At 67.4% G+C, this 12,222-nt stretch carries 10 protein-coding genes; 8 read left to right on the top strand and 2 right to left on the bottom strand.

Annotated features, from left to right (window positions below; genetic code table 11):
- Nucleotides 1–282 precede the first annotated feature (282 nt).
- Nucleotides 283–609, bottom strand: a complete 327-nt coding sequence (gene clpS / locus CXG43_RS13860; protein ID WP_101100451.1) for an ATP-dependent Clp protease adapter ClpS — start codon at nucleotides 607–609, stop codon at nucleotides 283–285.
- Between the two features lie 95 nt (nucleotides 610–704).
- Between clpS and CXG43_RS13855 the strand changes: the two genes are divergently transcribed.
- The 6 genes from CXG43_RS13855 (at nucleotide 705) to CXG43_RS13830 (ending at nucleotide 5,137) form a co-directional block, all read left to right on the top strand.
- Complete coding sequence (locus CXG43_RS13855; protein ID WP_101100450.1) at nucleotides 705–1,178, top strand: hypothetical protein; 474 nt, start codon at nucleotides 705–707, stop codon at nucleotides 1,176–1,178.
- A 1-nt stretch (nucleotide 1,179) separates the two neighbouring features.
- On the top strand, nucleotides 1,180–1,641 hold the full coding sequence (locus CXG43_RS13850; protein ID WP_101100449.1) for an NUDIX hydrolase: 462 nt from the start codon (nucleotides 1,180–1,182) through the stop codon (nucleotides 1,639–1,641).
- Entirely contained in the window at nucleotides 1,638–2,777 is a 1,140-nt protein-coding gene (mnmA, locus tag CXG43_RS13845) for a tRNA 2-thiouridine(34) synthase MnmA (protein WP_101100448.1), read from the top strand. The genes CXG43_RS13850 and mnmA overlap by 4 nt, the downstream gene beginning before the upstream one ends.
- Complete coding sequence (hflD, locus tag CXG43_RS13840; RefSeq protein ID WP_101100447.1) at nucleotides 2,774–3,388, top strand: high frequency lysogenization protein HflD; 615 nt, start codon at nucleotides 2,774–2,776, stop codon at nucleotides 3,386–3,388. The genes mnmA and hflD overlap by 4 nt, the downstream gene beginning before the upstream one ends.
- Before the next feature lie 246 nt (nucleotides 3,389–3,634).
- Nucleotides 3,635–4,825, top strand: a complete 1,191-nt coding sequence (locus CXG43_RS13835) for a methyl-accepting chemotaxis protein (RefSeq protein WP_101100446.1) — start codon at nucleotides 3,635–3,637, stop codon at nucleotides 4,823–4,825.
- Between the two features lie 9 nt (nucleotides 4,826–4,834).
- Complete coding sequence (locus tag CXG43_RS13830) at nucleotides 4,835–5,137, top strand: hypothetical protein (protein WP_157825191.1); 303 nt, start codon at nucleotides 4,835–4,837, stop codon at nucleotides 5,135–5,137.
- A 96-nt stretch (nucleotides 5,138–5,233) separates the two neighbouring features.
- On the opposite strand, the gene CXG43_RS13825 is transcribed toward CXG43_RS13830, so the two are convergent.
- Nucleotides 5,234–8,005 (bottom strand): EAL domain-containing protein, encoded by a 2,772-nt coding sequence (locus tag CXG43_RS13825; RefSeq protein ID WP_101100444.1) that lies wholly within the window; start codon nucleotides 8,003–8,005, stop codon nucleotides 5,234–5,236.
- Between the two features lie 187 nt (nucleotides 8,006–8,192).
- On the opposite strand from CXG43_RS13825, the gene CXG43_RS13820 reads away from it, so the two are divergent.
- Both CXG43_RS13820 and CXG43_RS13815 read left to right on the top strand, forming a co-directional pair.
- Nucleotides 8,193–10,274 carry a PAS domain S-box protein gene (locus CXG43_RS13820; RefSeq protein ID WP_101100443.1) on the top strand — a complete coding sequence of 694 codons (2,082 nt, stop codon included), beginning with the start codon at nucleotides 8,193–8,195 and terminating at the stop codon, nucleotides 10,272–10,274.
- A complete protein-coding gene (locus tag CXG43_RS13815; protein ID WP_101100442.1) occupies nucleotides 10,274–12,049 on the top strand; it encodes an EAL domain-containing protein in 1,776 nt (591 codons plus the stop codon). Before CXG43_RS13820 ends, CXG43_RS13815 begins: the two co-directional genes overlap by 1 nt.
- The last annotated feature ends 173 nt before the right edge of the window (nucleotides 12,050–12,222 follow it).

Below are 12,222 nucleotides of genomic sequence, written 5' to 3'. Positions count from 1 at the left end.
CCACACGTTTTCCATCACCCTAGCGGAACTGCCCGTTCATACGGCGTTAGCATGCCGTCGCACGCCTGGCGAAGGTGATTCCACCATAACCTAAACCGCTTCTGCGCCGGGCGCGGGCCTGCCCGCCCAGAACCACCCACGATGAGGCGATCCACGGCCAGCCGCGCCGCAAACCAAGGGGGAGAGGCGCAGTCCTGCCGCCAGCTGCGTCGCCGGCGGGGAGCCCGATCGTGCCGTAGATGGAACGCACCGGACTACCACGCTGGGGTCATGCCCGTCTGATCAGGCCTTTTCCATCGTGCAGAGCAACGGATGCTGGTTCATCCGGGCATATTCATTGACCTGCGCCACTTTGGTTTCGGCAACCTCGCGGGTGAACACACCGCAGACGCCGCGGCCGCGGGTGTGCACATGGAGCATCACCTGCGTCGCCCGGTCCAGGTCCAGGCTGAAGAACTGCTGCAGTACATCGACCACGAAATCCATCGGGGTGTAGTCATCGTTCAACAGCATGACCTGGTAGAACGGCGGGGGGGCGACCTCCGGGCGTGCCGGCTCAAGCAGCACGCCGTGGTCGGAATGGGATTCGTGGGAAGTGTCGCGAGGCATCCGCTTATTATAGTGGCTGGCTCGGCCGGATGGACGGCAAGCCAACGCGCCTTCACAATCTGCGCGACTCCCCGTACTACCTTCACAGGATTCTCATGGAAAGGACGCTTCGCTTCGCCCTGCTGCTGGCTGTCGCCGCAACGGCGGCCCCCTCCTTCGCCGCCGAGCCGGACAAGGCCATCGGACGCCATCTCGACAAACTGGGCTATCCCTACGAGATCGACGAGGACGGCGACTATCGCATGGTGTTCGACATGGAAGGCGAGCGCACCCAGCTGGTCTATGTGCGCTCGGTGGTGGAAGAATTCGGCAGCCAGCATGTGCGCGAGATCTGGTCGCCCGGCTACCAGGCCAGCGCCGACCAGTTCCCGGTGGCGGTGGCCAACCGCCTGCTTGAAGATGCGCAGGATGCGAAAATGGGCGGCTGGGTGAAGCAGGACAAGGTCGCCATGTTCGTGGTGAAAGTGGATGCCGATGCCTCTTCGGAAGCGTTGGACGACGCCATCGAGGCCGCCAGCCGGACCGCCGATGCGATGGAACTGGAACTGACCAAGCAGGACGAATACTGAAGTGAATGCCGCTGCGCCGCGCTGGGCACCCCGCGTCACCGTTGCCACCGTGGTGGTCGACGAGGGCAGGCTGTTGCTGGTCGAAGAACGCATCGATGGCGAGCTGGTGCTCAACCAGCCCGCCGGCCACCTGGAGCCGGGTGAGTCGCTGGCCGAGGCCGCGCTGCGCGAGACGCGCGAAGAAACCGGCTGGGAGGTCGAGTTGACCGCATTCATCGGCACCTACCAGTGGACCGCCCCGGATGGTACGCCGTTCCTGCGCTTCAGCTATGCCGCGCGCCCGCTTCGGCACGATCCGCTGCGCCCGCTGGATACTGGCATCGAACGCGCACTGTGGCTGCAGCCCGGCGAGCTGCTGGCCGCGCGCCAGCGGCTGCGCAGCCCGCTGGTCTGGCAGGTGGTGGCCGACTTCCTCGCCGGCCAGCGCCATCCCCTCTCCCTGGTCAAGCAGGTTGCTCCATGAGCGCGCCACGGATCATGGTCGGCGTGTCCGGTGGAGTGGACTCTTCGGTTGCCGCCTGGCGGCTGGTGCAGCAGGGCGAGCCGGTGGCCGGGCTGTTCATGCAGAACTGGGCCGATGACGGCAGCGGCGAATGCCGCGCCGAGGATGATCGCCGCGATGCGGTGGCGGTGTGCGGACTGCTCGGCATCCCGTTCCACTTCCGCGACTTTTCCAGCGAGTACTGGAAAGGCGTGTTCGAACACTTCCTGGCCGAGTATGCGGCCGGGCGCACCCCCAACCCGGACGTGCTGTGCAACCGCGAAGTGAAGTTCAAGCACTTCCTGGATGCCGCCCGCGAGCTGGGCGCCGAGCGCATCGCCACCGGCCATTACGCGCGGATCGCCCGCGACGGCAACCAGTGGCTGCTGCTGCGCGGCGCCGACCGCAGCAAGGACCAGAGCTATTTCCTGCACCAGCTGGGCCAGGCACAGCTGTCGGCTACCTTGTTCCCGATCGGCGACCTGAACAAGAGCGACCTGCGCCGGATGGCGCGCGACGCCAACCTGCCGACGCATGCCAAGAAGGACTCCACCGGCATCTGCTTCATCGGCGAACGTGATTTCCGCGAGTTCCTCGGCCAGTACCTGCCCGCACGCCAGGGCCGCATCGTGGATCCGGACGGGGCGGAGATCGCCGAACACCCCGGGGTGTTCTATTTCACCTTGGGCCAGCGCGAAGGACTGAACATCGGCGGCGTCCGCGGCCGCCCGGCGGCGCCGTGGTACGTGGTGGGCAAGGACGTGGCCTCCAACACGCTGTACGTGGACCAGGACCGCGAAAGCCGCTGGTTGATGTCCACCGAGCTGGTCAGTGAAAGCGCGCACTGGATCGCCGGCGCGCCGCCCGCCACCCGCTTCGAGTGCACCGCGCAGACCCGCTACCGCCAGCCCGATGAGGCCTGTACGGTCCAGGTGCGCGATGATGGCAGCCTGCATGTCCGCTTCCCCACTCCCCAGCGGGCGGTCACCCCCGGCCAGTCGCTGGTGCTGTACCAGGGCGATGTCTGCCTCGGTGGTGCGGTGATCGCCGCCACCGACGCACCGCTTGAACAGCGGCTGCGCCCTACTCCTTCTCCTTTCGAGGTACCTGCTGCATGAATTTCACTGTCGACGACCGCGTACTGGCCCTGGCCGGCATAGCCCAGGCCCTGCAACAGGTCCGCCGCATCGCCGATACCGGCCACTCCGAAGCGGGTGCGGTGCGCACCGCCATGGACAGCGTGTTCCGCATCGACGCCGCATCACCGCAGGAGGTGTATGGCGACCGCGAATCGCTGAAGCCGGGCCTGCGCCTGCTGCACAACTACTTCCGCAACCAAGGGCAGGACCCGATCCTGCCCAAGCTGGCACTGGCGGTACTGCAGCTGGAGCGCCGCTTCGTGCGCGAGCCGGACACCATCGCCAAGGTCACCGCCGGCATCGAGCGCGCCAGCCGCCAGGGCCGTGAGCTGGGCGACAGCGGGCACCCGGACGTGCTGGCCACGCTGGGCGGCGTCTATGCCGACACCATCAGCCACCTCAAGCCGCGGGTCATGGTGCAGGGCAACCCGCATTACCTGGGCCAGGCCGGGGTGGTGGCCGAAATCCGCGCGCTGCTGCTGGCGGCGGTGCGCTCGGCGGTGCTGTGGCGCCAGCTGGGTGGCAGCTACTGGGATTTCCTGCTGGCTCGCAAGGCGATGGTGGAAGCGGTGGACCGCGCGCTGCGCTGAGCCGCACGGTAGCGCCGAGCCATGCTCGGCGAGCGCAGCGGCGACGGCAACAGCGTGACGACCAACGGTCGTCACCCACTGACGACCAACGGTCGTCACCCACCAGGGCGAAGATCACCCACCAGCGGCCCAATACTGACGGCCAGCGGCCGTCACTACCGGGGCGGTCGCGGTGGATGCAACATCGGCGTTAAAGAGAAACCGGGTACGGCCGATACTGCATTTGTGACTCTCCCGGGAACGTCCATGTACTCTCGCACCATCATCCGTCTGGCCGCACCGTTGGTGCTGACCCTGCTTCTGCCCCTCGCCTTTGCTCTGGAGTGGCCTGCGGCCCTGCGCTGGGCGATCCTTACCACGATGACGCTGAGCTGGCTCGGCCACGCCTGGTGGAGCACCCGTGCTCCGGTCGGGCGTTCGCCGGAACAGGCCCGCATCCTGCGCGAGCAGGACCAGCTGCTGACCGAACTGCGCAACTTCGTCGGCAATGAAATCGACGGCTCGCGCAGCGAAGTCGAGCGCGCCCGCGACCTGATCCGCCAGGCCGTGTCCGGGCTGGGCGGCAGCTTCGAAGCGATGAACCGCAAGTCCCGCCAGCAGAGCCAGGCATTGGCCCGCATCGTCGACCGCACCGGTGAAGACGGTTCGGCCGGACTGGACGTGGCGCGCTTCGCCCAGCACGCCAGCCACCAGATGGAACAGCTGGTGGAAGCGCTGGAGCAGGTCAGCGGCCAGAGCAGCAACACCGTGCAGCACATCGACCAGATGGCGCAGCACCTGGATGGCATCTTCGCGCTGCTGGAAGACGTCAAGTCAATCGCCGACCAGACCAACCTGCTGGCACTGAACGCGGCCATCGAAGCGGCCCGTGCCGGCGAAGCCGGACGCGGCTTCGCCGTGGTGGCCGACGAGGTGCGCAACCTGTCCGAGCGCTCAACCACGTTCAACGAGCAGATCCGCAAGCTGGCCCACAGCTCCAAGGATGCCATCGCCAAGGTCCGCGAAACGGTCACCCACATGGCCTCGCGTGACATGGACCGTTCCCGCGAAGCCCGCATGGAAGCCGCTTCGATGGTCGACAACGTGGCGCAGATCAATGCCTCGCTGGGCGATGGCATGCGCGAAGTGTCCGAGTGCGCCCGCGCCATCGACGGCAGCGTGGCCGAAGCAGTGCGTGCCCTGCAGTTCGAGGACATCGCCACCCAGGCGCTGGGCGGCGTACATGTCCACCTGGACCGCCTGACCTCGATCAACCGCGAAGCCTTGGCACTGCAGGAACTGCTGCATCGCCATGGCGGCGCGGCCGACGAAGAAATGGTCACTGCCCTGGCCCGCACCGGCAACCGCCTGCGTGACCTGCGCAGCGAATGGGAACGGCCGCCGCACAAGCCGGTCACCCAGCAGAGCATGGGTGCCGGAACGGTGGAACTGTTCTGATCCCGCGTGGTGCTTGACGCCCCAGGTGAACCCCAGAGCCCCGGCACTGCCGGGGCTTTGTCGTGCCCGGCGCCGACCGAGCGCGCACGGGCCGAGGGCACTGCGCAGCAAGCGCAGACCCCGCGCCAGCAACTGCAGCGGCTTGAGGCCCTGGCGCAGGCAGAGCTGGCGCAGCTGGAGCTGATGGCTGGAAGGCAGGCGGTGATGCGACACAGCCTTGAGCAGGCCAGCCTGTGCTGGGACCTGGGGCTGGACGCAAGGGACCTGGCGCCTGCCAGCGCAGGCCACGCATCGGCGGCAACGGTGCGCTGACGCGCTCTGCAGGCGACCACGCGGGATCAGGAGGATCATACGGGTGACGATCGTCAGCCCGGGTACCGGGCGCCGCAAGCGCGACGCCCACGGTGTTCAGCCCGCCAGCACCGCAGCGGTGTCCCGCATCGACGCCCCGGTGGCTGCATCGCGCAGCCAGTGCGCCAGCTCGCGCGGCACCAGCGGCCGCGAATACAGGTAGCCCTGGATCTCGTCACAGCCCTGGCGGCGCAGCAGGTCTTCTTCCTGCTCCGTCTCCACCCCTTCGGCCACGACCTTCATACCCAGCGCGTGGCCCAGGTGGACGATCGCCTGGGTGACTTCGGCGGTACCGGCATCTTCCAGCATGCCCTGTACGAAGCTGCGGTCGATCTTCAGCCGACCGACCGGGAACCGGTTGAGGTAGTGCAGGTTGGAGAATCCGGTGCCGAAGTCGTCCACCGCCAGCGGCACGTTGTGCCGCTCGAATACGTCGAAACAGTGCCGCAGCACTTCGGTGTCACGGATCAGCGCCGACTCGGTGAGCTCCAGCTCCATCCGGGTCGGCGACAGGCCATGCGCGTGGCAGACCGCGATCACCCGCTCGGCGAATCCGCGCTCGCGCAGCTGCACCGCCGAGACGTTCACCGCGATCCGGTCGAACAGCAGGCCCGCACGGTCCCAGGCCGAGGCCTGCCGACACGCTTCGTTGAGTACCCAGTCGCCGATGCGCACGATCTCGCCGCACTTCTCCGCTATCGGGATGAACTCGGCAGGGCTGCAGTAGCCCAGGCCGGGCCGGTGCCAGCGCAGCAGCGCCTCGATAGCGGGCGGTTGCCCGGGTTCGGCATGCATCAGCGGCTGGTAGACCAGGCTGAACTCTTCACGCTCGATGGCCCCGTGCAGGGCGTGTTCGATGTCCAGCCTGCGCTGGATCCGGCTGAGCGCATCCTGGCTGTAGTACTGGTAAGTATTGCGGCCTGCCTCTTTTGCTGCGTGCATCGCCGCATCGGCGGCACGCAGCAGGGAATCGAAATCTTCGCGGCCGTCTTCCAGCATCGCGATGCCGACGCTGGCGCCGACCTTCAGCAGGTCCTGCCCGCGATGCAGCGGTTCGGCCAACGAGGCGATCAGCTTGCGCGCCACATGGCCGGCGTCTTCGGCCTCGGCCAGGTCACGCAGCACGACGATGAACTCATCCCCGTTGAAACGCCCGAACAGGTCGCTGTTGCGCAGGTTCTGGTGCAGTCGGCTTGCCGCTGCCTTGAGCAGGGTATCGCCGGTGGCATGCCCGAAGCTGTCGTTGATGGTCTTGAAGCCGTCCAGGTCGATGAACAGCATCGCCAGCGGTGTACCGCGATCTCGCGCCTCTTTGATCGCATCGGTGGTCTGCTCGCGCAGCAGCATGCGGTTGGGCAGCCCGGTCAGCAGGTCGTAGTGGGCCAGCAGTTCGATGCGTTCATTGGCCTCGCGTTCGCGGGTGATGTCACGGAACAGCACCACGAACCGCGGCGGCAGGCCGTCACGGCGGTCCAGTTCGATCAACACCTGCACCCATACGCGCATGCCGGATTGCCGGTAAAAGCACAGGTCCAGTTGTTCGGGCAGGCCGCCGGCGGCGATGCGCTCAAGCGCGGATTCGAAGGCGGTGCGCGAGTCATCGGTGTACAGCGCCAGCGCCTGGTCCAGGCTGATCGATTCCTTGCGCAGGCCATGGATGCGATAGCACTCCTCGGTCCACTGCATCAGCCGGGTGTCCACTTCGATCTCGCAGCCGCCGATGCGTCCCAATGCGGAAACACGGTTCAACAACTCGGTGCGCCAGCGGATCAATGCATCGGTCTGGTGCTGTTCGCTGATGTTCTGTACCTGGCCGAGCAGGCGCTGGATCTGCCCATCGGCGGCCTGCAGGGGCTGCATCCACAAGCGCAGCTGCAAAGCCGGTTGCTGCCCCGGCCTGCGCAGCTCCAGGTCCAGGTTTTCCGGCCGCCCGTCACGCCACAGCCGGCGCCATGCCATGCGCAGCGCACCGCGCGAACGCGGATGCAGCCGCCGTAGCCAGGCGCGCGGGCTGAAGGAAGGATCGTCTTCCGTGCCCAGCAGCGCATGCAGCTCCGCCGACCACCAGAAACGACGGCAGCCGGGCTCCAGGGACCAGCTGCCCATGCTGGCGATCTGCTGCGCCTGGCGCAGGTGAAGCTGCTGGTCGTGCAGGTGGGCTTCCAGCTGCTTCTGGTGCTCGATATCGGTATGGGTGCCGACCATGCGCAACGGCTGGCCGTCGGCGGTCCGCGCCACTACCCGTCCGCGGTCCAGTACCCAGCGCCAGCTCTGGTCCGGCTGGCGGTAGCGGAATTGGGCACTGTACTGGTCGACCTCGCCACGCAGGTGGCGCTGGACCTGCGCATGCACGCCGGCGCGATCGTCGGGGTGGATCTTCTCCAGCAGCGCGCCCGCGCGTTCCTGGACCTCGATCCTGCCCTCGACCGGCGGCGATCGCAGCACCCGGTCGCTGGCCAGGTCCCAGTCCCACAATCGATGCCCGGCACTTTCCAGCGCAAGCTCCCAGCGCTCGCCGGCCGGGCTGCGCTCGGGGTCTGGAATGCTCAGGGTGAAGGCCAGCAGGTGACCGCCCTGGTCATGCACGGCGCGCATCCAACCGTCGTGGCGACCGCGCGGGCCGCCGGGCAGGCTGCACGGCACGATGCCCCCGTCGGCGGCCAGCAGCCGGATGTCTTCCAACATGGACTGGTAGGCAGCAGCTGCCGCAGGCAGGCCGTGCTCGCGCGCGGCGGGATTGGCGGCCAGCGGCGCACCATTGCGGTCAAGGATCACCAGCGCGGAGGCGAGCGGGTGCTGCAACAGGCTGGCAATGATCCCTTGGTCCACGCAACTTGCTCCAATGACGCCCCCGACAGCCGGGAACGAAATCGTTAGCGGCCAGCGGGCGGGATAATTGAGTACCGGCTGGCTGCATGGGCGTCATCGCGGCGAGTTAAGATGCGATTCGTTGCTGCCCTCCTTCCGCGACCCGGCCCCGTCCCGCCATGCCCCTGCACCCTGTTGGCAAAACCCGATGACGGTCTGCCCGACCCAGCTGGCCAACACCCTGCGGCGGGAACGGCGGCGGGTGGTGCTGGTCTACCTGCTGCTGGCCGTTGCCTGGATCGTCAGCAGCGACGTAGCCGTGGGCGCGATGATCGGCGATGCGCGGTCGGCGGCCTGGCTGCAGACCGTCAAGGGCGTCTTCTTCGTCTTCGCCAGTGCCGCGATGCTGTACCTGCTGCTGCGCCCGCTCGGCGCCCACGTCCTGCAGGCCAATGCCCGCCTGGCTGCTTCCGAGCTGCGTCATCGCCAGGCCTTCGTCGGCAACCCCGGCCCCATCCTCATCTACGACCTGCAATCGGTGCGGATCCTCGATGCCAACCCCGCCGCCTGCGCGCTGTTCGGCTGGAGCCGGGAAGAACTGCTGCAGGAGTCGGTCAGCCTGCTCTGGCCGGCGGGCAAACAGGGCGCGTTGGAGGCCACGCTGGAACAGCTGCGCGAGCACCCGGAGCAGACCTGCCTGCTGCGCGCGCCGCTGCAGCTGCGCGATGGGCGCCTGCGCCAGATGGAGCTGCGCAGCAATGCGATCGACGTCGACGGACGCCCCGCACGGCTGCTTATCGTGATTGACCGCACGGCCGAAGACGAGGCACTGGCGCGCCGCGATCAAGCGCTGGAACGGCTGGAAGAGGCCCATGAACTGGCCCGCATCGGCGCCTGGCAGCTCGACCCCGCCACTGGCCTGGCCAGCTTCTCGCGGCAGGTTTACCAGTTGCTGGGCCGGCGTCCGCCGCAGGCACGCACCTGGCACCGCTTCGATGAACTGCTGGTGCCGGCCGATGCGGCGACCACGGCGATGACCGAACAGCTGCTGGCCGGGATGAGCAGCGGCGAGCCGGTCCACGTGGACGTGCTGCTGCCCCTGCTGGGCATGGATGGACGACCGTTGATGACCCATCTGCGTGCCGAAAGTGGCGTGGACGAGCTGGGCCGTCCCCGGGTGATGGGCACGCTGCAGGACGTTACCGAACGCGAACAGTCGCGCCGGTTGCTGCGCGAGCGCGAGGAACAGTTCCGCGAACTGGTGCGGGTGCTGCCCGATGGCGTGGTGATCCTGTCCGAAGAACACGTGCTGTACGCCAATGCGTTCGCCGTGCGGCTGTTCGGCTATGAAGGCCACACCCTGCTGGGCGAGCCGCTGCGGGCGCTGGTGGGTGAAGCAGGCCTGCCGGCGGTGCGCGCCCTGCTGCGCAACCTGGTGCCGGAAGCCAGCGCCGGCCAGATCGCGATCATCGGCATGCAGCGCGCCGATGGCAGCCGTTTCCAGGCCGGGCTGGCGGTGGGCGAAGTGCGCTACGGCGGGCGCGACTGCCGCCTGCTGATCGTGCGCGACCTCAGTGATGCCGAGCGCACGCGCGCGGCACTGGAGAACAGCAATCGCGAACTGCAGGCGATGGCTGGCCGGCTGTTCTCCCTGCAGGAAGACGAACGCCGCGCCATTTCGCGCGACCTGCACGATGACATCGGCCAGGCGATCACTGCGATCAAGCTTTCGGCCTGGGCAGCGCTGGATGAAGAAGACAGCGCCCGCCGCCGCGAGGACCTGCAGCAGATCGTCAGCCTGGCCGATGGCACCGTGGCCAAGCTGCGCGACCTGTCCACGCTGCTGCGTCCGCCACAGCTGGATGCACTGGGCCTGGAGGCCGCGCTGCGTTGGCAGGCCGGCGTACTGTTCCGCTCTTCGCAGGCCGAACTGCTGTCACGCATCGACACCCTGCCCCAGCGCCCGGACAACGCCATCGAACAGGCCTGCTTCCGGATCGCACAGGAAAGCCTGACCAATGCCCTGCGCCACGCCAAGGCCAGCCAGGTGCTGCTGCACCTGCGCGACATCGACCAGGACCGCCTGCACCTGCAGGTGCGCGACGATGGCGAAGGCTTCGATCCGCATGGACCGCGCGGCCTGGGCCTGATCGTGATGCGCGAACGTGCGCAGAGCGTGGGCGGACAGCTGCGCATCGAATCGGCTCCGGGTGAAGGTACCCTGATCGAACTGCATCTCCCCTACCGTGTCGGCATGATGCCGGACGAACCGCTGGAATCACGCCTTTGATGTGGAATACCTCCCTGCCTCCGGTCAGTATCGAGGACGCCCCGGACCGACTGGGCGCCGGCAACCCCGAGCTGCAGGCGATGGTCGCCGAAGCGGCCGCGGGCGGTACCCCGATGATGGTGATGCACGTGGACATCGACCACTTCGCATCGGTCAACGAGAACATGAGCGCCGAAGTGGGCGACCAGGCATTGGTGCTGGTGGCCCAGCGTCTGAAGTCCTGGCTGCGGGGCCGCGGCACGCTGTGGCGCCATGGCAGCGATGAGTTCCTGGTGGCCGTGCCGCGTACCGGCGAGGTCGCCCTGCCGGAGGACTTCGCCGAAGAGCTGCGGCAGCAGCTGGAGCTGCCGCTTTCGGTACTGCCCTACACCCTTTTCATGACCGGCAAGCTGGGTGTCAGCCTGTGCCCGGAACACGCCAGCACCGCCTCGCGCCTGCTCGACCACGCCGAGGACGCGCTCTACCAGGCGGCGCGCGAAGGCGGCAACGCGGTGCGCATCCACGCGGTGGATACCGTGCCCAGCGCGCACAGCGAGAGCATCATCGCCCGGCAGATCATCGACGCCATTCCCAATGGCGAGCTCAAGCTGCGCTACCAGCCGCTGGTGAGTTCGCGCGATGGCCACGTGGTGGGCATGGAGGCACTGCTGCGCTGGCAGTCGCCGACCCTGGGCATGCTGGTGCCTGAACGCTTCATGCGCACGGCAGAACGGCTGGGCATCATCGTGCAGATCGGCACGTGGGTGCTGGAAGGCGCCTTGAAGCAGGCGCGGCTGTGGCGTGACCAGGGCTTCGATGACTTCACCATCGCGGTCAACGTCTCCACCCTGCAGCTGCTGCGCCCGAACTTCTTCACCGAGGTGATGGGCCTGATCCAGGCCGCCGGCGTTCCGGCGCCGATGCTGACCCTGGAAATCAACGAAAGCGCATTGACCAACAATGTCAATTTCGTCCACGAAACCCTGGTCAACCTGCGCAACGAAGGCATCAGCCTGAGTCTGGACAATTTCGGTACCGGCGACTCCAGCCTGAGTGCGCTGGTGCGCTACCCCGTGGACAAGCTGAAGATCGACCGCAGCTTCATCAAGAGCGCCCCGGCCGGCAATCGTGAGGCGGCCATCGCCCGCGCCATCATCGCCATGGGCCACCAGCTGGGCATGACCGTGATCGCCAACGGCGTGGAATCGCAGGCCCAGCTTGGCTTCCTGCGCCGCAATGACTGCGACGTGTTCCAGGGTTACCTGTTCGGCGAACCGATGTCCGCCGATGCGGCCGGCATGACCCTGCGGCGCCGCTACCTGCGTCCGGAGGCGTTCGCTGAAACGCGCCCGGACCGCACCCTGCTGCTGCTGGACGACGAAGAGAACGTGCTGCGCTCGCTGGTGCGCCTGTTCCGACGCGACGGCTACCGGATCCTTGCGGCGGGCAACGTGCGCGATGCGTTCGACCTGCTGGCGATCAACGATGTGCAGGTGATCCTGTCCGACCAGCGCATGAGCGACATGAGCGGAACCGAGTTCCTGGGCAGGGTGAAGATGCTCTACCCGGACACGATCCGGCTGGTGCTGTCCGGCTATACCGACCTCAACACGGTCACTGATGCGATCAACCGCGGGGCGATCTACCGCTTCCTGACCAAGCCATGGAATGACGACGAGCTGCGCAAGCACATCCACCAGGCGTTCCGCACATACGAAGAGCAGCGGCGCAGCAATGGCGGGTCTGTTGCGGCGGAGCCGGTCGAGTCGTTGGATGATCGCTCGGTGTCGCGCTGAGGGATGGTCGAACGGGTTGGACCCCCTCGCGGGTGGCTGCGTACAGCTGGCTACGTGCCTGGGGCCGGGCGGTGGGGCTGGGCGGGGGACGGCAAAAGCCGCATCCTGCGGGCCTCGTTTCGCGCCATCCATGGCGCTCAACGCCCCCGCCCAGCCCCACCGCCCGGCCTTGC

The organism is Stenotrophomonas sp. Bg11-02, from assembly GCF_002836635.1.
Lineage (GTDB): Bacteria > Pseudomonadota > Gammaproteobacteria > Xanthomonadales > Xanthomonadaceae > Stenotrophomonas > Stenotrophomonas lacuserhaii.
Note: the sequence above shows the minus strand (reverse complement) of the source record. Positions and strands in the feature narration are given on the sequence as shown.

Excerpts from the sequence above, each read along its gene's own strand:
- hflD (WP_101100447.1), top strand. The coding sequence starts at position 2,774 with ATGAATTTCACTGTCGACGACCGCGTACTGGCCCTGGCCGGCATAGCC.
- CXG43_RS13855 (WP_101100450.1), top strand. The coding sequence starts at position 705 with ATGGAAAGGACGCTTCGCTTCGCCCTGCTGCTGGCTGTCGCCGCAACG.
- clpS (WP_101100451.1), bottom strand. The coding sequence starts at position 609 with ATGCCTCGCGACACTTCCCACGAATCCCATTCCGACCACGGCGTGCTG.
- mnmA (WP_101100448.1), top strand. The coding sequence starts at position 1,638 with ATGAGCGCGCCACGGATCATGGTCGGCGTGTCCGGTGGAGTGGACTCT.
- CXG43_RS13835 (WP_101100446.1), top strand. The coding sequence starts at position 3,635 with ATGTACTCTCGCACCATCATCCGTCTGGCCGCACCGTTGGTGCTGACC.
- CXG43_RS13820 (WP_101100443.1), top strand. The coding sequence starts at position 8,193 with ATGACGGTCTGCCCGACCCAGCTGGCCAACACCCTGCGGCGGGAACGG.
- CXG43_RS13815 (WP_101100442.1), top strand. The coding sequence starts at position 10,274 with ATGTGGAATACCTCCCTGCCTCCGGTCAGTATCGAGGACGCCCCGGAC.